At 43.2% G+C, this 20257-nt stretch carries 19 protein-coding genes and 1 pseudogene; 16 read left to right on the forward strand and 4 right to left on the reverse strand.

What is annotated here, in order from left to right; translation table 11 throughout:
* Positions 1 to 532: 532 nt before the first annotated feature.
* Both L3V31_RS17820 and L3V31_RS17825 read right to left on the reverse strand, forming a co-directional pair.
* On the reverse strand, positions 533 to 1036 hold the full coding sequence (locus tag L3V31_RS17820; RefSeq protein ID WP_237317959.1) for a porin family protein: 504 nt from the start codon (positions 1034 to 1036) through the stop codon (positions 533 to 535).
* A gap of 473 nt (positions 1037 to 1509) precedes the next feature.
* The gene (locus tag L3V31_RS17825; RefSeq protein WP_014234783.1) at positions 1510 to 2418 is read right to left on the reverse strand and encodes a LysR family transcriptional regulator; all 909 of its coding nucleotides are present in this window, start codon (positions 2416 to 2418) and stop codon (positions 1510 to 1512) included.
* 306 nt (positions 2419 to 2724) lie between these two features.
* Between L3V31_RS17825 and L3V31_RS22095 the strand changes: the two are divergent.
* From L3V31_RS22095 to L3V31_RS17850, 6 genes and pseudogenes are all read left to right on the forward strand, one after another.
* Positions 2725 to 2943 (forward strand): annotated as a pseudogene (locus tag L3V31_RS22095) (peptidase M20); the annotation flags it as partial.
* Between the two features lie 268 nt (positions 2944 to 3211).
* Entirely contained in the window at positions 3212 to 4285 is a 1074-nt protein-coding gene (locus tag L3V31_RS17830) for an MlaE family lipid ABC transporter permease subunit (RefSeq protein WP_237317961.1), read from the forward strand.
* A gap of 9 nt (positions 4286 to 4294) precedes the next feature.
* Positions 4295 to 5101 (forward strand): ATP-binding cassette domain-containing protein, encoded by an 807-nt coding sequence (locus L3V31_RS17835; RefSeq protein ID WP_237317963.1) that lies wholly within the window; start codon positions 4295 to 4297, stop codon positions 5099 to 5101.
* Positions 5094 to 6065 (forward strand): MlaD family protein, encoded by a 972-nt coding sequence (locus tag L3V31_RS17840; protein WP_237317964.1) that lies wholly within the window; start codon positions 5094 to 5096, stop codon positions 6063 to 6065. The genes L3V31_RS17835 and L3V31_RS17840 overlap by 8 nt, the downstream gene beginning before the upstream one ends.
* A gap of 40 nt (positions 6066 to 6105) precedes the next feature.
* Positions 6106 to 6705, forward strand: coding sequence for a hypothetical protein (locus tag L3V31_RS17845; RefSeq protein ID WP_237317966.1), 600 nt, complete (start codon positions 6106 to 6108; stop codon positions 6703 to 6705).
* Positions 6706 to 6774: 69 nt separating this feature from the next.
* Complete coding sequence (locus tag L3V31_RS17850) at positions 6775 to 9363, forward strand: mechanosensitive ion channel domain-containing protein (RefSeq protein ID WP_237317968.1); 2589 nt, start codon at positions 6775 to 6777, stop codon at positions 9361 to 9363.
* Between the two features lie 298 nt (positions 9364 to 9661).
* On the opposite strand, the gene L3V31_RS17855 is transcribed toward L3V31_RS17850, so the two are convergent.
* Positions 9662 to 10030: a DUF3693 domain-containing protein gene (locus L3V31_RS17855; RefSeq protein ID WP_237317970.1), complete on the reverse strand. Its 369-nt coding sequence runs from the start codon at positions 10028 to 10030 to the stop codon at positions 9662 to 9664.
* A gap of 185 nt (positions 10031 to 10215) precedes the next feature.
* Between L3V31_RS17855 and L3V31_RS17860 the strand changes: the two genes are divergently transcribed.
* From L3V31_RS17860 to L3V31_RS17900, 9 genes are all read left to right on the forward strand, one after another.
* The gene (locus L3V31_RS17860; protein ID WP_237317972.1) at positions 10216 to 10560 is read left to right on the forward strand and encodes a hypothetical protein; all 345 of its coding nucleotides are present in this window, start codon (positions 10216 to 10218) and stop codon (positions 10558 to 10560) included.
* Positions 10561 to 10562: 2 nt separating this feature from the next.
* Positions 10563 to 10778 (forward strand): hypothetical protein, encoded by a 216-nt coding sequence (locus tag L3V31_RS17865; RefSeq protein ID WP_237317974.1) that lies wholly within the window; start codon positions 10563 to 10565, stop codon positions 10776 to 10778.
* A gap of 3 nt (positions 10779 to 10781) precedes the next feature.
* Positions 10782 to 12806: a replication endonuclease gene (locus L3V31_RS17870; RefSeq protein WP_237317976.1), complete on the forward strand. Its 2025-nt coding sequence runs from the start codon at positions 10782 to 10784 to the stop codon at positions 12804 to 12806.
* An 84-nt stretch (positions 12807 to 12890) separates the two neighbouring features.
* On the forward strand, positions 12891 to 13196 hold the full coding sequence (locus tag L3V31_RS17875; RefSeq protein WP_237317978.1) for a chemotaxis protein: 306 nt from the start codon (positions 12891 to 12893) through the stop codon (positions 13194 to 13196).
* Positions 13197 to 13460: 264 nt separating this feature from the next.
* Positions 13461 to 13661 (forward strand): hypothetical protein, encoded by a 201-nt coding sequence (locus tag L3V31_RS17880; protein WP_237317980.1) that lies wholly within the window; start codon positions 13461 to 13463, stop codon positions 13659 to 13661.
* 278 nt (positions 13662 to 13939) lie between these two features.
* Complete coding sequence (locus L3V31_RS17885; protein ID WP_237317982.1) at positions 13940 to 15274, forward strand: virulence factor TspB C-terminal domain-related protein; 1335 nt, start codon at positions 13940 to 13942, stop codon at positions 15272 to 15274.
* Complete coding sequence (locus tag L3V31_RS17890; protein WP_237317984.1) at positions 15274 to 15603, forward strand: DUF2523 domain-containing protein; 330 nt, start codon at positions 15274 to 15276, stop codon at positions 15601 to 15603. Before L3V31_RS17885 ends, L3V31_RS17890 begins: the two co-directional genes overlap by 1 nt.
* Positions 15604 to 15614: 11 nt before the next feature.
* Positions 15615 to 16946: a zonular occludens toxin domain-containing protein gene (locus L3V31_RS17895; RefSeq protein WP_237317986.1), complete on the forward strand. Its 1332-nt coding sequence runs from the start codon at positions 15615 to 15617 to the stop codon at positions 16944 to 16946.
* Complete coding sequence (locus L3V31_RS17900) at positions 16939 to 18186, forward strand: hypothetical protein (protein WP_237317988.1); 1248 nt, start codon at positions 16939 to 16941, stop codon at positions 18184 to 18186. The genes L3V31_RS17895 and L3V31_RS17900 overlap by 8 nt, the downstream gene beginning before the upstream one ends.
* A 288-nt stretch (positions 18187 to 18474) precedes the next feature.
* Here the strand turns inward: L3V31_RS17900 and L3V31_RS17905 are convergent, their stop codons facing one another.
* Complete coding sequence (locus L3V31_RS17905) at positions 18475 to 18828, reverse strand: regulator (RefSeq protein WP_237317990.1); 354 nt, start codon at positions 18826 to 18828, stop codon at positions 18475 to 18477.
* 282 nt (positions 18829 to 19110) lie between these two features.
* Between L3V31_RS17905 and L3V31_RS17910 the strand changes: the two genes are divergently transcribed.
* Positions 19111 to 19836 carry a phospholipase D family protein gene (locus tag L3V31_RS17910; protein WP_237317992.1) on the forward strand — a complete coding sequence of 242 codons (726 nt, stop codon included), beginning with the start codon at positions 19111 to 19113 and terminating at the stop codon, positions 19834 to 19836.
* Positions 19837 to 20257: the final 421 nt, after the last annotated feature.

The raw sequence follows: 20257 nt of genomic DNA on the forward strand, positions 1-20257 counted from the left end.
ATATCCGCAGTAACTTCACACTCTCTAAATATAGAACGATTGCGTAACTGGCTCCTTTCGCTGAACTTCGTGCGTATCTAGACTATCAAGCGTATAAATTCTTTCCTTACCATTAACGTTACACAGTCCGATAATCTCATCACAGAAAACTCTACGGGCAATTTTAGCCCTTATTTCATTGTTATGTCGCGAGGGAGTTAGGGAATTGATCCTTATGGCTATGTGTATACTAGAATTACAGTGCCATTTTTGTCACTTCTGCAAGGCTATGCAAATACTAAAATGGTTATAGTGAGATCTTAATTTATTATAATCATAGTCAGCAAAGAATAGGTATTGGTGTCGCTTTAACCGATATGTTTTGAAAGGCGAGATTTATTAAATACAACGATAGAATGTGGGATTTATATCTATTTTATAAACACCTTATTATAAAATCCTTTTGTGCTAGGCAAGCTGCTCACTTAAGGTTTATAGCAGGCAATAAAAAAGCCACCTAAATGGTGGCTTAATATCAGAGTAATTCAGTAAATTAAAAATGGTAATCAACTGTTAGGAATACTTGTTGAGAGTTATCCACTTTTGTATTTTTTTCGTCGTAGTCTTGCTCTAGGTAGCGATAAGTTAAATCTGTTGACCAGTTTTCATTGATTTTATAAGTAGCACCTACTTGTCCACCATAAACAAAATCTGTTGAGCTATGGTCGTTAATATCGTTCTTCGCTACGCCGGCTGACGCACCCACAAAAACACTGATGTCTTTGTATACTGGAACCATGTAGTCATAAGAAGCTAGAAAAGAGTGTTGTTCAGATTTATCCATGTAGCCATAAGTCCCCATCACACGATGATGGTTATTGATAATTGCACCACCACGAAGTTGAGTCGTTACGTCTTCACCATTTTGGTCATGAGATAGATGATCATTTTGGTAACCCACACCCACACCTGCGAACCAGTCGGTGTCAGCGGCGAATACAGGTGATGCGGCCATTGTTGCAAGAATGATAGCTGAAGCTGCTGCGAATTTTTTCATATTATGTCTCCAAAAAGAAATACTATTCCCCGTTAATGGGAGAGTGTTTTTGTTGTCTGAAGGCATAATATTTAAATATGGGACTAACGAACAATCGCATATGTATGATCAAATCCTCACCAAGGGTGTAATGGAGAGTTAGATAATGATTTTAAGTGTAGGTTTAATTCCTTAAGTGATTGATTAAAAGATATTTTCATATGAATGGCGTTTGATATGCATGGTCATTTAACTTCTACTAAGGTGATGAAAATCATTTAGTTTGAAGACATCATTAAGTTAGACCAGTGCAATTTTTAATATCACTCAATAGAAATTTTTTGAATCAACAGAGAACCTAACACGGTCAAGGTAGTGTATAACTCATGTGTTTGATGTTTGATGTTTGAGTGTGTAGGTTAACTCTTTGCAATTTTGGTAAAAATGGAATTGTACGAGCCTTTAGCCTTTATTCAGGCTCGCAATTTGATGAGTCACTTATACTGATTTTTAATTTTATTCACATAGCGATTAAGTACAGTGAGAATTGACTTCCTAACGTCCATGACCTGTTTAGAGTGAGGGGACCACAACGCAACACCAAACTTGAGTCCTTCTAATATTTGATCTATTTTGAGTTCTTCTATACGGTCGGTAGCATACTCTGATTCAGAAAGAATTTTAGGTAGTAGAGCCCAGCCAAGATCTTCGCCAACCAACTTAATGGCGAGTGCTAGTTGGTCTATTTCTTCGTGCTCTGAGCTGAATACAATTTTTTCTTTTAAGTTTTCTTCAACAAAAGTCCGTAATATAAACTGACGCTCCCTAGCTAATACTGAATAAGCCTCTTGAGAGCTAACTTTAGATAACCTCCCTCCTTTTTTAACAAAAGGGACAAACTCTACATGTCCTAGGAATGTTGCATCTAAACTATGAATTGCTTGGCTTTCGTGAATATTGACAATACCGAAATGAATGCTTCCACTAACAATACCATCCTTAATTTCATTCTTATTACGAACAATAAAGTTCACTCTCATCAAGGGAAAATCTTGTGCTAGCTCGGCACGGAGATCGGACAACACTTTATGTGGAATAAAACTTGGGTACGCGATAGTGATGTTTTCTAGGCCGCCATACGAAAGGCTAAGTGCTACCTTATCGAGGATCCGAGCTTGCTCAACAGTCTGCTTTGCATAGTGGTATAACAACTGGCCTTCTTCTGTTGGCTTAACAGAACGTCCAACACGTTCAAAAAGCGTCACCGCTAACTGGTCTTCCAAATTTGTAATTACCTGACCGACCGTTGTTCTGTGCTTATTGAGTTTAACTGCTGCTTTACTGAATGAAAGCTCATTGTAAACAGCAATAAAAGCCAATAATTGTTCTAAGCTAAAGTTCATAAAGATAGACACCAGAGAAATGTGAGATTTTCAAGATACCATGGTGCATGGATATTTCCCAGTCAGAAAGGTTGATATTGAGCAGCCTTGGATATTAATTAATTGAGTACATTCAACAATGACGTGAATCTTTGCCAAAAGTATTATCCATTCTCCAGCGTATAAAGATGAAGTGAAGCCATAGAAAACGTAGGAGTCACTGTCACTGCAAGCGAGTCTTTTATTTTGGGCCGACTTGTCCCTATTCGACGAAACATTTTGTAGGAGCGCGTCCTACATAAGCGATTGGTCGAGGGAGCGTTTTTCGATAATGATGACCAAATCCATGCAATTCTTGAAGCGGCGGAAATGAAAATCAAAGAGGGTTTTCAGCCAGAGCGCACCAATCTATTTGGCTTTGGTCACGATAAATAAGTAGGTGGTCCATAGGGTGCAAAACATGCGGCAGATTTAATTGAGACACGCTACGACAAAATAGTGTTTGCAATTGATGAGTCGGCCCCAATTGTGCCGGGCATCTTCCCGTATTCTCTTCCGGTAAACCATATCAGGTTTCTGAAGGGAGTGAACTATACACGCTTGTTTGGGTGAGTGGTGATGTCAAAGTGGATAAAGTTGATACAGAGCAACAGATAATGATTTATCCACATTAATTAACAAATTAGCCTCATATTCACGCTTGAAAACTTTAAATTTTGACTAAGCTTAATCGAGGTGACTATGGGGATACTGTCCTTAAAAGGTTCTGAATCTTTGAGTATGTAAGATTTTATTTGGTGGCGAGTGGAAGTCTATGGATCAAAGCAATTTGGAAATTGAGTTAGCTGAAAGCATTACTTCTGCAATTGTTGGCGACTTGTGGGATAAAGCGAACAAGATATTGGAAACTTACCCAGATTCACCCATTGTGGTGAATGCAAGCAACTTAACCTTTATAGATATATCGGGCGTCGCGTTTTTATCAGATTTACAAACCCGATTTAGAACTCCTGGTGCTGAAATTACAATCATTGGTCTTAAGCCCAGTTTGGCCGAACTTATACCGCCAGCACCAGTAGAGGCCGCGCCTAATAATATGGGCAGAGAAATCAGCTTTTTCGAGCGTGTGGGACACACAACAAAGGAAATGCTTGTTTATGTTGGTTCTGTGGCTCGGTTTATCAAAGAGTGTGTCCTGGTTTTTAAATTAGGAATCAGCCGAAGGAAAAATATTAACTGGGCGACGGTCACGAATATAGCGACAAGGGCAGGGGCGGATGCAGTCCCAATCATTTTGTTAATTGGTTTCCTAATGGGTGTCATTATCGCCTTTGAAATTGGCTTAGTTGCTCAACAATTTGGAGCCGTTCTGTTTGTGGCTGATGGGATAGGTATCTCTATGTTTAGGGAACTCGGCCCACTTATGACAGCTATCGTCTTTGCAGGTCGAACTGGCGCTGCGTTTGCCGCTGAAATAGGCACTCAGAAAGTGAATGAAGAGATAAACGCGTTGCGTACCTTCGGGATCAGTCCCGTCGAGTTTCTGGTTATACCCCGGATTTATGCTTCTGTTCTCGTCCTGCCACTATTGACGGTACTTGCCAATATTATCGGTGTTCTGGGGGGCGCTCTTGTCTTGCTAAAGTTCGACATCAGTTTTGTTCAGTATTATCACCAACTATTAAACTCACTTTCTGTTTGGGATTTGGCTTTCGGTTTGATTAAGGCCACCACTTTTGGGTTCATTATCGCCGTTATAGGCTGTGAAAGAGGGCTGGCCACTGGACAAGGCTCTACTTCAGTAGGCTTAGCGGCAACAAGCGCAGTAGTGAGTAGCATCATTTGGATAGTGGTTATTGATGGTTTTTTTACCGTGTTGCTAACTTAAGGAAGCCTGATGAACTCGAAATTAAATAACCAACAAAAAGGTGATGCGGTAGTAGTGGGGAACTTAAAAATGGGATATGGCGAAAATATCCTGTTAGAGAACGCATCCTTTAGTGTCAACAGAGGTGAAATCCTCGTTATCTTAGGTGGCTCAGGTTGCGGTAAATCCAGCTTGATGAAACACATTATCGGTCTCTATGAGCCCATTTCCGGGGATATCTCAATTAACGGTAGGAGCATTGTTCATGCAGGAGAACCCGAGAAGGCATCAATACAACGCGAGCTAGGGGTCATGTATCAAAGTGGCGCTTTGTTTGGATCGTTAAACATACTGGAAAATGTTCGTTTCCCATTGGATGAGTTTACGAATCTCGGACTTGAAGAAAAAAATAAAATTTCCCGAACATTATTGGAACTTCTGGAGATGGGGCATTCAGCGGAACTTATGCCGAGCCAGTTATCTGGAGGCATGTTAAAGCGAGCGGGCATTGCCAGAGCTATGGCTATAGGCGCAAATATTTTAATTTTGGATGAACCTTCTGCCGGGTTGGATCCGATCACGGCCGCCAACTTGGACCAAACCATATTAAATTTAAGAGAGAGTCTGGGATACACATTCATCATAGTGACGCATGAGTTACAAAGTATTTTCTCCATAGCCGATAGGGCAATCATGCTAGATCCGGTATCTAAAAGCATTATTGCAGAGGGACGCCCTAAAGATTTACGAGATGAAAGTAGAGACATGAGAGTTCGCCAGTTTTTCAACCGGCAGCCAGATGCACTAAAAGAAGAGAGTGAGCTAAGTAATGGATGATTCAAAAAGCAGTTATAAATTGGGGCTGTTTGTAGTCTCAGCGTTGGTCTCATTATTTGTCGTTCTGTTCATTTTGGGAGGGCGATCGTTGTTTGAACCCAAGATGATCGTTGAGACCTATTTTGATGCGTCAGTGTCCGGTCTTGAGGTTGGCGCTCCTGTTCGCTATCGCGGAATCACTGCAGGTGAAGTGGTTTCAATAGAATTGTCAGATGTCTTTTACGAATCCTCTGTACCAAGAGAAAACAGGAAGTCCTATGTTGTCGTTCGTAGTGAGATTACAGGGTCAAAGAGGACGCTCGAAGAGTGGAACAAAAGTATTGAAATCTCGGTTGACCGAGGACTTAGAGCGACAACACAGTTAGCCGGTATTACAGGGCAACAGTACTTATCCTTTGACTACACAACCGCAGATGAAGGACTTAGCTTCGACTGGATCCCTGAATACCCATATGTGCCATCAACAAAAAGCTCTACAGGCAAAATCGTTTCAGGGATACAGGACTTAATTGACCGTCTGGATGAGGCTGATATCAATACACTCGTAAGTAACATCAATACACTGATTGGCACTCTTAACAGCAAGATAGAGCAGGTCGACGCTGAAAGTCTAAATATGCAATTGATAGAGCTGTTGATTAACACTAATCAGATGGTTAAGAACGTGAATGGTGTCGTCTCGGATCCTGAAGTGAAAGCGATCATCTCTTCGGTTGCACAAATCACTAAAAACCTGAATACGTCACTCAATGATGAAGGCGATATCAATAGGTTAATAAAAGACTTGGATCGAGCGGCTGTGAGGTTAGATGTGATTATGGCGGACAACCAGTCAGATGTTAATTATGTCATTAAAGACTTGAGGGTCACTGTCGAGAACTTAAAAAGCTTTTCTGAGACTCTGAAGAATCAACCATCCAGTATCATATTCAGTTCTGAGCCTGAGAAGTTAAAAATTAATTAAGGCAATGAATATCACTAATCCAATTCAAGTGTGGTCAGATATGAATAAAAATAAATACCTTCTACTGATTTTTAGTCTTCTTGTGTTATTTGGCTGTAGCATGAGTCAGCCTGTAGAAGCCCCAAAGAACTACGCCATTGTAGCTGATTTTACAGCTAAGACTTATTCGAAAAAATACGAAACGTTACTCATCGATGCCGTGCGTATTGATAGCCCTTTTAATGATACTCAAATGGTATTCCGGCTGTCTGACGTTAGTTTCGAAAGCGACTATTACAACCGCTATATCACTGAGCCGAGTGCTATCATTGAAAATCAAATACCAACCGCGCTTACTCGCTCTGGCGTGGTTGGGAATACCGTTCCCTACAGCGCTGGAGTCGCAAGCAATTTTGTCCTCAAAACTGTGGTGACCAAATTATTTGGCGACTTCAGAAAAGAGCAGACACCCACAGCCATCATGGAAATACAATTTATTTTAGTGGACAGTTCTAGTGTTCGGCCAAGCATCATCTTTGATAAGAAAATATTAAGCAAAGTTGAGTTATCAGAAAAAACACCTGAAGCGCTGGCTAAGGGATTGGGCGTCGCGCTGACCGAAATTTTTGAAGAGTTGGCTGAGGAGCTCAGTCAGGGATAAAACAGAGGAATATAAATCTATTTGTAATAGATGGAGTCTTCTGAGTCTGCGTACTGGTGAGAGGTGTTTGTGATTAGAAAAAAGGAAATCTACTCGTATATCATTGCATTTATGGTAATGATCGTCACGTCGATTACCGTCTATTTACTCACCAGCGAGGATGACACGGCATATTCCAGAGTGTTCAGTAGTAACAGCTTTATAGAGAAGGAAATCGTATATAACCAAAAGAACTTTTCAAACGCTCATAAACTTGGATTAGAAATTGATAATGTAAAACGAGAAATCGTCAAAATGTCATCGGATTTGGAGAGGCAGAGTCTAGAATACGCCCAACTTGTGGATGAAATGGAGGTGATAAAAAGCAACCTAGATTGGCTGAGTAAAACGACGGCATTCAGTTCGTATACGAGGGAAATGTTGCAAGCGTTACCTCAAAGAATAAACATTGCAAGTCTTCAGGACTATCGCTCACAGGTAAACATTCGAATTTACGAGATTGCCAAGGCCGAAAGGGCGGAGAGTATACTTAACCCTGATAATTCGACCTCATTGGAAAAAGTGGACTTAGAGAAACTTGAGGAGTTAATGTCTTTATATAAGGCACTCTTAACTCAGATAAACACGTTAATTTCTGTTTCTGGTGATTATTCTGTTGCGCTAGAGGAAGCCAGGGTTTTTCTCAAAGAGCGCCAAGTCTGGACCTACAGTAACTCGCCGATTTGGGAAAACATTTTTAACCTCGACACCAAAAAGTTATTTGGTGTCACATCCTTGGTCAGTTCAATTTCAAAAAATCTAGACTTAGCGAAGGTTCGACTTTCATCAGTGTATTTCGGTGCGCTCTCACTGATATTGCTCTTTTTAAATTGGTGGTCGAGGTTAAAACTTGATCTTGTCTCATTACGTCAAGAAAAGGTATTTGGCCACCCGTTAAAAGACAGTTTTTCTAACAGCATCATAGTCTTAACGATTACATTCGTCGCGTCTTCAATTCTTCCAGCCTTTTTCTTCACTTGTGTTTGGTTTCTCGATTTCAATTGGGCTCGTCATCCATCGATTTTGTTTGATGAAGCCATGATTGCGAGTTTCGCCCTCTTGTGGAGTGTGGGTTTTCTTTATCATTTGAGCAGAAAGAAAGGGATGCTTGAGTTGCATTTTAGATGGTCAAAGGCAATGTGCCATACGATTCATCATCGAATAAGAGTGATAATGTTTCCTTTACTTGTGATCCTGGTTTTCTTCCATTTTTGCCGTTTATTCGCTCAGGAAGGGGATGCCGAAATCCTACGTATCCTCTATCTTACGATGGTCATTTTTCTTTTTATCCTTTACCGAAGTGCGTTAAATATAGAGGAAGTAAATGCTCATCTGCCCTCGTATTTCCAATCCGGTGTCGGATTCTTTGTTATTTATTATTCAGTACTCGGGTCTTTTTTTGTCGTCATAATGACGGCTATGTTGGGGTTGTATGTCGCATCATGGAAAATACTCGTACTTCAACAACTGAATATATTCGCGCTAATCGGCATATTCTTGATTTATCAGCTCGGTGAACGTTGGTTGATACTTGAGCAGAGGCAGTTGAGCTATCAACGCTTTCTTGCAAAGCGAGAAGAAAAGATCGCGCGCGAAAATGAAGGGCTATCGGAAGAGGCGCCAGCATTTGATGTGGAAGAGCAGGGCTTAGACAAGGAGTCCATCAGCGAGCAGTCAATGACACTATTGAAAGGACTTTGTTTGGTCTTGTTAGTAATTACGCTCTCCGCAATATGGTCAAATCAGTTGGAGCTAACTAACTGGATGGATAATATTCTCTTGTGGCAAGCGACTTCGTCTGCAAGTAGCGGTGCAGAAGCGGTTGATATCACGTTGAAATCTCTTATGTATGCGGTACTCACTTTAGTCATTTCCTTTGTGAGTATTCGTAATATTCCAGGCCTGTTAGAGTTGTTGATTTTACGTAGGATGAACTTATCACCTGGAACTGGCTATACAATTACCACATTACTGCGATACATAATCTTGGTGCTTGGTATTGTTATTTCGTTTACGACTATCGGTATTGAGTGGGATCGATTGCAATGGTTAGTCGCAGCGATAGGTGTTGGTTTAGGCTTTGGTCTGCAGGAGATTTTCGCCAACTTTATATCTGGTTTAATACTTCTCTTTGAGAGACCAATAAGGATAGGGGATACAGTTACGATTAATGAGCTTTCGGGAACCGTCAGCAAAATTCAAACCCGTTCAACAACCATAATCGACTGGGACAATAAAGAGATTGTCGTTCCTAACAAAGTGTTTATCACCGATAAGCTTATCAACTGGTCCTTAACTGATTCAGTCACAAGGGTGGTAATTCCTGTTGGCGTAGCCTATGACTCAGATATAGACCTCGTTGAAGACTTACTGTATCGGGCTGTCGAAGACACTCCACTTGTCTTAAGCATTCCGGCACCACAAGTTTATTTCCTGACCTTTGGTGACAGCAGCTTGGAGTTCGAACTTCGGCTCCATATCAACTCAATTGATGATCGTTTGCCGACTCTTCACTTGGTAAACAAAAAAATCAATCAACTGTTCAAAGAGAATAATGTTGAAATCGCTTATCCTCAAATTGATGTACATATGAAGGATACGGAACAGAAAAAAAACTAGTGTCTTGCACAAGCTTAGGAAGTTGAGTTTAATTAAGATATTGGTTTATGAGCCAAATCGTTATCGTCTTAACAGAAGTTATGACCGTCAGGGAGTTTAGAGCAGATTTTACTTTTTGCGGCATTTCATTGAAAGCTAATAGAAGAGCAATCAATCGAAGATTGATAGATATATATTAGCTATTTTATGGTAAATAGCCGTTATGTTTAATGGAAGCCTCAAAACCCTGGATGAAATTAAAATAAAGGAGGGATAGGAGGCTAAACCAGCAAAGATTTTGCGTAGCGTTACAATGCATTTAACATAACACATATAATGCGCACTGAACCGAGGATCTCACCGGACTCGAAATCACCACCGCCAAACCAGCCGCAGCCATTGATATCCCTGATAATCCAAGCCCGTTACACTTTTTTGCGATGCTTTCCCACATGCTTTTTATGTGCGGATTTTCGTTGCGATCAGCGTGACAACCTAACAAAGCAATCTCTGGGTCTATTCCTGAATTCTCTGCTAGAAAAACTGCTTCTGAATCAGAGATATAGCGTCTTCCTTTGCGCATTTCACTAATTCTTGATGCGTTTACTTTCAAATCGTGCGCGATTTGTTTGTCTTGTATGTAGTTTTTCGCCTTTTTGTAGGCATCTAACAGTTCACTTTGATACATGAAGCCACCTCCGTTTCCTTGATTCTAGCTTACTAATTACGAAAATTCGCATCTGGCAATTACGATAATTCGTAATTAGACTTACGAAAAATCGTAATTTAGACCGCCTTGGCTTGGGGCGTTTGCCCTTGACGCGTTCGTCTTGGCTTTGGCGGTCGCTCACTCAACTAGTCAAGGTGGTTGTTATGTCAAAGTTAATCGAAGTCAATTCAAAAAATCCGTCTATCAAGTTCATTGATTTTGGAAATCTTCGTCTAGTCGCTTATGAAGCCTCCAGTGACTACATAATTCGAGTTTCGTTCTTTTCTGGTGGTGTTTACTTTTCTCAAGAAACACCTATTTCACCTTGTCAATTACAACACACTATTGAACGTGAATCAGACGGTAAAGCTAACGCTGTTCTTCGTGATACTGATGATTATCGAATCTACTTTACTATCGTCTGTGAGCGCACCTATAAGGCGGTTTGCGAACTCTTTTCAATGCCTGTTAACGATGACGTTATCCGTGCTTTTGAGTGTGAGGCGTAATCATGACACGTTCAAAGTTCGTTCTCTGCCAAGACTGCCTCAAAGTCTCAATCTATTCCGATGCTCGTCATAACGAAGATGAACTGTGCTCCTGTGGCGGCCAGTTCTGCGGCTGCTCATCTTGTGATTCCCAAGCGCAAGAAATCGTAGATAACGATAAAAATCATGTGCTTCATGGTTTGTCTGATGCTGCGCTTTTTGAGTTGAGCGAGGCATAAATCATGCGTGAATTGGTTGTCGACTTAGCCTCAGGTAAACAAGAATACATCGAGTTTGTTCCGGTTCATTCATGGAACTCGACTGAGCATATCGCAGACAACCTGTTCAATCACCGTTTTGATTATGCCGACCACACGCGCCCAGATTACCCAATGGCAGCGCGTGCTATGTCGACACTGGACGCGCAAATCTACTCACACGATAAGTCAGAATTTATTACGCGCCCTACTTCTAATCCTTGTTTTGACTTACCTAAAACGTTACATCGTAACGGAGCGTTTGCGCCCCATATGACAAGGGCTTACACCGATATCTTAAAGGCTCGCGATGCGATTCAGGCTGCGAGCGCAGTGACTGAGGCCCATGAGAGATTGACGACACACGGTTACAGCTATGCGATGTCGGATGATGAAATCAGTGCGTTAGCCAAGCGTAAGTCTCGCGATTTTGCTCGTGTGATTAACGCAATACCTGAGGAATTCTCACAAGCGCGTTTCGATAAAGTGGTTCAGCTACTCGACTCATTAGGCTTGGCGTTTTCTGAAGACGCAATCAACCATGCCACTACCAACTGTGAACTCTTTGCACTGGTTAACCGTGCGCTGGATGAACACTGGTTAGTTCGCCAGCTTCGCCGCAAGTGTGCTTACGAGGTTGAATGTGTTGCCCGTGATTTGGCACTAGTTCAACGCCGTAAGCAAGTTTATTGCTCTGATTTCTCGCTACACCGTCAACGTGACCGCAATAGCTCCAACCGTATCGCGTTAGACAATACCGTTGCTTACGACGAAAACGATCTTTCTAACTATTTCACGTTAAGTGAGCTATCGGCCAAGTCGGTTTCTAATCCCGAAGTTCGCCGCTCTGAAATGTTCGTGCGTCTGCGTGGCTTTGAGGAAATCGCACAAGAATCGAATCATGATGCGGTGTTCTTTACCGTGACAGCGCCGTCTCGTTTCCACTGCGTATCGAACGGAAGGATTAACGACAACTGGATTAACGCAGACAAGCCAGACGCCAAACAGGCTCATGGCCACCTAATGTCCGTTTGGTCAAAGCTGCGTAAGTTCCTTGATAAGAACAAAGTCAAAGTGTACGGGATGCGCATCGTTGAGCCGCATCAGGACGGTACACCACATCACCACCTGCTGCTGTTTATGGAAAAGGCGCACCGAAAACTGGTGATTAACGAGTTTCGTCGCTTGGCCATGGTCGATTCACCAGACGAAAAAGGCGCGAAAAAGTTCCGCTTTAAGGCTGAGGTGATTGACTGGTCTCAGGGTTCGGCGGTTGGCTACGTAGCGAAATACCTAAGCAAGAATATTGATGGTCAGCATATCGACTCGGATAAGGGCTCGTCTCTTACGGGTTCGGATGCGGCTGAGCGCGTTGTCACTTGGGCTCGCGTTAATCAGATACGCCAATTCCAATTTATTGGTGGTCCATCTGTCACGGTCTGGCGCGAGATGCGTCGTCTACGTGAAGAATTCAAAGAGGATGACGCCTTGTTCACCGACTTAAATCAAGACGAACACTTTCTACTAGAGAGCGTTCGCCGCGCTGCCGATGAGGGTGACTGGAAAGCTTTCTGTTACGCCATGGGCGGAGTGTTCGTAAAGAGGAATGACCAGACCGTTAAAGCGGAATACACCGTGTCGAATGCGATTGAAAAGCTGATTGCTTCCGGTGGTGAATACTCTCCTACCCGCTACGGCGATATGGCTCAGGCTCGCTTAAACGGCCTGATGTTTCAGAAGGTGTTTATCGCCACTCGCTTCCGTAACTGGAAGACCGAGAACAAAGAGAAATTCTTACGTGCTCAACAAGGGATCATGTCCAACGTGGTTGATTACTTTGACGCATTAGAGCGCGAACAAGAGTACCAGCGCATGTGTGATGACCTGTACAGCCAGTACGAGAAACACCTCGCGATGTATGAAGAAATGGAAGCGTTGTTGCTCACAGCACCAGAGGAAATCATGCCAACCAATAAGGAGGGCGAAGCCCCTCCAGATTGGTGGCACTGATTTCCCTTGGACTTGTGTCAATAACTGTCTTTTCCCATTTAAACCAACAACTAAACGTAAAAATAAGGGCAAACGATTATGAGAATGGAAGGTTTGATTCTGGATGAATCCGATATCACTCAAGAAACCAAGATAGACCGTAACGGCGAACAAAAGACCAATGGCAAGTTGCGCCTCATCACCACCAATCCGACTGACACGATTGAAGTCCGTGTGTCTCCTGAACTGTGGGACAACGGCAAAGCGGGCGAACTGCTTAAACGCACCATTGGTAAACGCATCATGTTTGACGTTGAACATAAGAAGTTCAGCTTCGCCAATGACGATGGTAAGCACGTTGCGATTGAAGGCTTCCACCTGTACGCCCTGCCTCAGGCTGGCGACAAGTAAATGAATGATGAGTCTCGGAACGGCTTCGGGACTCGTTGTGTGCAATTGGTGTTTATTAAGGGCTGTGTATGTACGTGCTCATCTGCGAACAACCGATAGTAAATAACAGTTGTGCTTCTGGATTTAGTTCGGTGCTACTCACTGACATTGTGCCGAACTATATGACCACCGCCCAACTCATCGAGGTTATGCCAGCGGCGACACTGTTTCTGGCGACCTGTTGGTGTTGGAAAAAAATCTCTAAGTAAATAAGGAAATAGACCTATGAAAAATATCAAAACTCGCGCGCTAGTTGCGGCTGGCGTTCTTACTGCATCGGCTTCAGCTTTTGCAACTGGCTCAGGCCCTGATGCGTCATCAGTGACAGGCATCATTACTGGCTTTGGTGCGTTCGTGGCTGCGGTTGGTGGTGCCATGGTGTTAATCACTGTCGCTAAAAAAGCGTGGGGCAAAATCGGCGGTTAATAACCCTCTTCTTCTTTCTTCTGACTCAAGGGGGGCGTTCTTCGCCCCTTTTTTTGATCCAAGGGCAAATTATGACTTATGACACTTTTCTTGTGGTTCTTTTCCTTATCGGCATGTTTGTTCTGTTCGGGTGAGTTATGGCTAGGTTATTTATTTTAATTTCATTTCTGTTTGTTTCGTTTGGCTCTTATGCTGGTCATTGGCGAAACTGGTATCAAAGTTCTGATTACTGTGAGGTTAAGGAAAAATCGGCGTGTGGCCAATATATAATAGACAAAATGAGGAGAGTTCATCCCAATCCCCGTTATGATTTTGATGTTCATACGCCCTATGCAGGCAGGTGGGATGGCGACATTTGGAAAGAGCACTGGCATATTGAATATTATGTTTATGAGGGTGATTTCCCCGAAAATTGTACTGGTGGTTCAACTCCACAATACCCCGCTGTTGATTGTTCTCCCGAACCCGAACCCCACGAATGTCCTGACGCTGGTACGTTCTATAAGAGCCTAATGGGTGGTGACGCCATTGCAGGATTTAGTACCTGTTTACCTTCCAACTGCGTCGTTACTATTCAAAAAGCAAATCTTCATGTGTGCTTCCCAGAAGATGATGGTTCTTCTCAATGCGCGTGGGATATTTTCTACACAGGCCAACAATGCACGTATGACTCAAGCAAGCCTGGTCTTAAACCACCTGAACATGAATGGCCAGAAAAACCCGTAGAAAAACCTGCTCCAGACGCTCCGGACATTACAGACTTACCCGATTCAGGAGGTGGCGGTGGTGATGGCGGTAAAGTCCCAATTTACGACCCTGAAGGTGAAGAAAAACCGGATGACCCTGTAGAAAAGCCGAACCCTGACCCGAAACCAGACCCAGAAGACCCCGACTTAGGCAAAGGTGATAACGCTATCGTGGGCGAACTAAGCGAGGCTAACCAGTGGCTGGAAAATATCGACAGTACGATTGAAGACCTGACGAACACCACCAAACTGGATAACGACACATTGCTCAAGTACCAAGCTAACTTACTGGGTGAATTAAAAAAAGCCCATGAGACCTTAAAAAACAAACCTACTGGCGGAGGTGGTGGTGCGGCTGCTGAAGGTAATGCCAAATTAGACGGTATCGGTAAAACCTTAGACGGCATTAAATGCGAACTTGATGACAACTGTGAAGGTGAAGGAAAAGAAAAGCCGACCGCGAAAGCCGATTGTGAGAAAAGCATTTTTGAATGTAAGGGCGACATCATTCAATGCGCACTGTTGAAAATTGAGTATGAGGAAAGTTGTCCCACAGAGCAGCTGGCCGAACTCAAAGACAAAATGGATAAGCTCTTCGTTACCGACAGAACTGGTGAACTCGTAGAGAAAGATGTTCTCGACTTTTCAAAGATTGATTCGAAATACCTGTCTAACGGTGTCTCATTTGGTAGCGCAACTTGTCCTGCATCGGAGAGTTATACCATTAATCACTTTTTTGGAAGCACGACAATTGAAATCTCTTACGAACCCGCTTGTCACTATGCGCGCATCGCTGCGCCTATCCACGTCATTTTAGCTTGGATTTCGGGCTTATTGTTAATTGGTAGAACACAAGGAGCGTTCTAGTGGCTTACTTCATTTCTTTTCTTTCGGCGGTTGTGCTTCCATTGCTGCCGTCTATCTTCCGAACCCTCACCACGTATGTCGCGATTTCCCTAGGCTTTGGACTGGTCGCTTATACCGGAGTGAATCAGTTTCTCGATATGTTGGCCGACTACATCCAAGCCAATATATCAGGCGTTCCTGCAAAACTGGCGCAACTTATGGCACTTGGGGCCATCGATACCTGTATCAATGTGATCCTTTCTTGCCTTGTTTTTTCATTCACGCTTAACGGTTTGATGAAGGCAACCGGTTATCGTCCTTCATGGCGCAAACCGGTTAGTCCAGAATAGGAGTTTGACTGATGTTTTTCGCTTTTAGTGGTGGCGTGGGAACGGGTAAAACACTCCACGCCGTCAAGACACTCATCGAGAAGGACGAATTTATTGGGCGCCCTATTTTCTATCATGGCGTGCGCGTTCTTCTCTTGGATTACTCCGTGTGTGACAGCTTTCAAGGTTGGTTCTATGGGATTCACTGGCCTGCAAACAATCACAACAAAGCACTCGAAAAAAAGGTACTGCGCATCGAGGATGAGGGACGACTGGCTGAACTCGAAGACTTCCCGTATCTGGCCTATCAATTCTCTAAGCACAATCCTGTCGAGCAATGGTTGTTCTGGTACAAAAAGACCGCTTCAAAGAAACGACTCGCGCACCTTCAAGAAGCGCTGGACGTACTCGAAATTGATGAATCCGAGCTTGAAGCCTCGCACATTGTTGAGTTGGGGCTGTCTTGGCAAAGCTTTGATAACCCGCTTGAGATCCACAAACTTCCGGCGGGTTCGGTTATCTTCGTTGATGAGGTTCAGAACATTTGGCCGCCTCGTGGTGGTAGCTCCAAACCAACGGATGCGCTCAAGTGGATGACAAAGAGCCGTCACGGTGGTTCGGATTTGGTGTTTGTCTCTCAGGATTTCCGAGACGTTGACCAAATCATCCGCCGCCGTATTCAGGCACACATTCACCTTGAGTTTATTGGTGGTGATGCGCTGCATCGATACGAGCACATCGAAGGTATTGAAACCCCTGCCGATTTAGCCAAGGCCGAAAAGAAAAAGATTCGTCGTGACTCCAACTTTTACGGCGTTTACCTCAGTGCGATTAAACACACCCAAAAGCCGAAGCTCGACCCTCAAATCAAAAAAGGCTTAACCATGCTTGGCTTTGCTGCGGTGGGCATGTCTATTTGTGCGTATGGGTTTTACTACTTCTATCAAAACTCAGTGGTTCAAGCGACTGAGATAGCACCCGTAGACGATTTACAGACGGCGCATGCTTCCGTCACTGGCGGAATGATAACGAATGGTTCAATGCCTGGACAAACAAGTGAGAACTACATTACTCGCTTGCTCCCTGCTGAAGAATCACTGCCGTTCTCAGCGCCCGCGTATTACCGTTTAACTTCCGAAGCTTTGCAGTATCCACAACTGACTTGCGTCATTAATTACTCAACGTGTTCTTGCTTCACTCAGCAAATGACCCGCTACGCCATCAACGATAACCACTGCGCGAACATCGCCCGTTACGGATACTTTGACCCTTTTGCTGAGCAACAAGAAAAAACAAGAAGCCGACGCGACCGAAAAACCCACACATCTAATGGACTAAACAAAGGAGGCATTCACAATGGTTAGGTTCTTACTGGTACTCATGCTGATTTCACCACTGGCGAACGCTTTCGAGTCGAACCTATCCGGTAAGACCCTGAACGAGTTCTTTATTATCGCGAGTCAGACCTTCCAAAAGACGATTGTTGCCGACCCATCGATTAATGGTGATTTGAAAATCTATCAAGCCTCCGGTGCGGCCAACTTTCGAGATGTTTGGTTTAGCGTCATGCGAGCACATAACCTTACTTACATCGAATCGAAAACCGTGATTCGAGTGCAGCCGCGTAACCAGCTGGACGCGGGCAACCTCATCACCACTCGAACCTACAGACTCGAATACATGGCCGCTGATGATTTGAAAGACTCATTAGCGCAATCGCTTCGAGTGCAAGCCTCCGTTCTCGACGTTCCTGACGTCACGCATGTATCGAGCATCATTGCAGGAACGGCTTTGATGGTGACAGCGCCGCAAAACATGCACCCATCAGTCGAGGAATTCATTCGATACATTGATAAGCCAATGCGCCAAATAAAAGTAAGAGCCGTTATCGTTGAAACCTTTCGCGGCAACCTATCCGATTTAACTGTGGATTGGAAAGCGGGTGCAGGTGCGGTCAGTGCGGCCTTTTCTGGTGCGGCGGCTGGATTCATGAATGGTGTTCCTAACCTGTCCTCTACCAGTGACGACTTCACGGCCTTTATCCGCTACATCGAATCCAATGACAGCGCGGAGATTCTTAGCCGTCCAGAGCTGACCATCCTACACGGCCAAGATGGATTGATTAGTGTTGGTCAAGAACTCCCTTTTGTCACTGGTAGCTACACCACGGAGTCAGATTCGAGTGATAAACCGTTCCAAACCATCGAGCGTAAAGACGTAGGGTTATCGTTGTTCGTCCAGCCGCATATTGGTGCGAATGGCAATATAAAACTCCGGATACGTCAAGAGCTTAGCCGAGTCGATAAGTCTGTAGAAGCAAGTGACATTGTAACGAGCAAACGACAAATCGATACGGTTCTGACGGTTAAATCGGGTGATACGATTGCACTTGGTGGCATGACTTCCAAAGAAACACAGAACGTAGAAATCAAAGTTCCGGTTCTTGGCGATATTCCGTTCCTTGGCCTCCTGTTCCGTTCTGAATCAGCAAAGGTATCTAGCCGAACGCTTAGCATTTTGCTTCATGTGGAGGAAGAACAAGGGATGGGTGACATACTTGAACTCGGTATGTCAAAAAATGACGTACTCGCCCCGCAGGGATAAGCAATGCACGAAGTGCAAGCGAGGCACCAAGCCGCCCACTAGACTCAATTATCCCTCGTAATCGATCGGCGCGGTTAGCTCCCTTAATCCAATTAACGAGCAACCGCCCCTCGCCCTGCTAAGCCCCGCCTTGCAGAGGCTATCCACAACAGAGGCGCGTTAACCGACTGGAACCCATATTAATATGAAGCGCCAAGGGAACTGGTATCTCGCATTTGATGTAGTGTGCTAACTCATGCTCATCTCGTACGAAAGAATAATAAACCCCACTCATGTGGGGTCTAAAAGCTACTTTCTTAACTGTCGTATCGCTCTAACGTATTTCATTATTTTAGATGCAATCACTAGGTCTGATTCAGCTCCTATTTCTAATAAAGCAATTCCAGTAAGTATTTGTTGAGGGGTAACTAATTGGCCTGTTGGTAGTTCGAGTTTGTCTTTATGCATTTTGAAGTGTTCCCATTCTTCATAAACTGCCAGTTCTCTCCCTCTTGTCATTCTCATCAATCGCTTGCACTCCGGAGGTATCGGCTCACCCTCATCCCATGATTTGACAACTCTTACACTTCTAAAACACAGTGTTGCTGTGTCTTCAACACTCAAATCACACACAAATTCACGAAAAACGTAATTCTTACTCATCTTTCGAAAGTTCGTCATATAACCCCTTAATTTAAAAAGGGAATCACATGCGTCATTAGTAATATAAACATCAATTATGAATTGTGGACTATGCGGCGAGGTTCGAACTATAAGGTGAGTAAATCTTAGAAAAACTTGTTATAAAAAATTTCGAAGCGTTGCCATTGGTAATTGGAGCCTCTTTAGTTAGTAGCGGTCATGTTTTTTGACTAATAGGTATCTAACTGGAGCTCGACTCAATTCAACGAATATGTGCTAATTTTTATATGTCAAGGATATGAAATGGCTAAATTTTTAAACACAAGTGCGACAAACTACTATCTAGAAGATCTCATCAAAAATGCATCAGAGAGGCTGATTCTTATTAGCCCTTTTCTGAAACTTAACGATCGAATCAAAGAACTTCTCGAAGACAAAGACCGCTTAAAAATAGATATCAGAATTGTTTACGGAAAAAGCGAGTTACAACCAGATGAGATTAACTGGCTTAAGGGGCTCGCTTTTGTTCGCACTAGCTTTTGTAAGAATCTTCACGCTAAATGTTACATGAATGAAAGTTCGAGTATCATAACTAGCTTGAACCTTTACGAGTTCAGCCAGGTCAATAACAACGAGATGGGAGTCTTTATCGATCGTGACGAAGATACACAGCTTTACAAGGACTCGTATGAAGAAGCCCAACGCATCATTCGCATAAGCGATGAAGTTAGGATCTCTCTTGAGAAAGTTTCCATCAATTCAACTGAAATAGTAAGCGGTGAACAATCAAATATTGATGACGTTCAAGCTAAAGTTACCTCTTCTAAACTTGCTAAAAAGCACAAACTCAAGACCGAAGACTTCCTTCAGCTATGTGTTACCAAAGGCTACCTTTCTTTCGATGATGGAAAACATACCTTAACTGATACAGGAAAAGAGCAAGGCGGTGAATTCAAGTACAGTAAGCGATTCGGCCCCTACTTTATCTGGCCAGAAACACTTGAAATTGAATGTTCTAAAGTGGATTAGCCTAGACTTAACCTGTCAGCATTCAGATCACTATACAATCAGATCTGACAGGTTTTTCTTTCTTGCCTCCGCCCCATTGTTTGTTATCACTGAAGTTAATTAACCTCTTTTGGATGAAAACTTCCCCTACCTAAAGTTATCAGAGGGAATGTAGAAGTAAGCTTTTCCCAAATCATGCACCATTTTGCAATCTAATATCCATACCCTATCATTAACCTATTGATTATCAATTGAACTGCGATTGGAAAGTCTGCATGATAGGAGTATGAAAAGCGGCTAAAAGCCGTATAGAAAGCGTTATGTGCTTAGAGAGGAATTTATGCTTTTATTGACACCCGATGCAAGTGATATTTGCAAAGGCTTAGCTACTTGGAATTGGCTAGATTTTTCAGAGAAAACATTCCTTGTTGCAAATTTATTT

The sequence above is a fragment of the Vibrio sp. J1-1 genome (assembly GCF_021728395.1).
Lineage (GTDB): Bacteria > Pseudomonadota > Gammaproteobacteria > Enterobacterales > Vibrionaceae > Vibrio.

What these genes read in the sequence shown, in the direction of transcription:
- L3V31_RS17820 (WP_237317959.1), bottom strand. Translation starts at nt 1,036, where the DNA reads ATGAAAAAATTCGCAGCAGCTTCAGCTATCATTCTTGCAACAATGGCC.
- L3V31_RS17825 (WP_014234783.1), bottom strand. Translation starts at nt 2,418, where the DNA reads ATGAACTTTAGCTTAGAACAATTATTGGCTTTTATTGCTGTTTACAAT.
- L3V31_RS17830 (WP_237317961.1), top strand. Translation starts at nt 3,212, where the DNA reads ATGGATCAAAGCAATTTGGAAATTGAGTTAGCTGAAAGCATTACTTCT.
- L3V31_RS17835 (WP_237317963.1), top strand. Translation starts at nt 4,295, where the DNA reads ATGAACTCGAAATTAAATAACCAACAAAAAGGTGATGCGGTAGTAGTG.
- L3V31_RS17840 (WP_237317964.1), top strand. Translation starts at nt 5,094, where the DNA reads ATGGATGATTCAAAAAGCAGTTATAAATTGGGGCTGTTTGTAGTCTCA.
- L3V31_RS17845 (WP_237317966.1), top strand. Translation starts at nt 6,106, where the DNA reads ATGAATAAAAATAAATACCTTCTACTGATTTTTAGTCTTCTTGTGTTA.
- L3V31_RS17855 (WP_237317970.1), bottom strand. Translation starts at nt 10,030, where the DNA reads ATGTATCAAAGTGAACTGTTAGATGCCTACAAAAAGGCGAAAAACTAC.
- L3V31_RS17860 (WP_237317972.1), top strand. Translation starts at nt 10,216, where the DNA reads ATGTCAAAGTTAATCGAAGTCAATTCAAAAAATCCGTCTATCAAGTTC.
- L3V31_RS17865 (WP_237317974.1), top strand. Translation starts at nt 10,563, where the DNA reads ATGACACGTTCAAAGTTCGTTCTCTGCCAAGACTGCCTCAAAGTCTCA.
- L3V31_RS17870 (WP_237317976.1), top strand. Translation starts at nt 10,782, where the DNA reads ATGCGTGAATTGGTTGTCGACTTAGCCTCAGGTAAACAAGAATACATC.
- L3V31_RS17875 (WP_237317978.1), top strand. Translation starts at nt 12,891, where the DNA reads ATGGAAGGTTTGATTCTGGATGAATCCGATATCACTCAAGAAACCAAG.
- L3V31_RS17880 (WP_237317980.1), top strand. Translation starts at nt 13,461, where the DNA reads ATGAAAAATATCAAAACTCGCGCGCTAGTTGCGGCTGGCGTTCTTACT.
- L3V31_RS17885 (WP_237317982.1), top strand. Translation starts at nt 13,940, where the DNA reads ATGAGGAGAGTTCATCCCAATCCCCGTTATGATTTTGATGTTCATACG.
- L3V31_RS17895 (WP_237317986.1), top strand. Translation starts at nt 15,615, where the DNA reads ATGTTTTTCGCTTTTAGTGGTGGCGTGGGAACGGGTAAAACACTCCAC.
- L3V31_RS17900 (WP_237317988.1), top strand. Translation starts at nt 16,939, where the DNA reads ATGGTTAGGTTCTTACTGGTACTCATGCTGATTTCACCACTGGCGAAC.
- L3V31_RS17905 (WP_237317990.1), bottom strand. Translation starts at nt 18,828, where the DNA reads ATGAGTAAGAATTACGTTTTTCGTGAATTTGTGTGTGATTTGAGTGTT.
- L3V31_RS17910 (WP_237317992.1), top strand. Translation starts at nt 19,111, where the DNA reads ATGGCTAAATTTTTAAACACAAGTGCGACAAACTACTATCTAGAAGAT.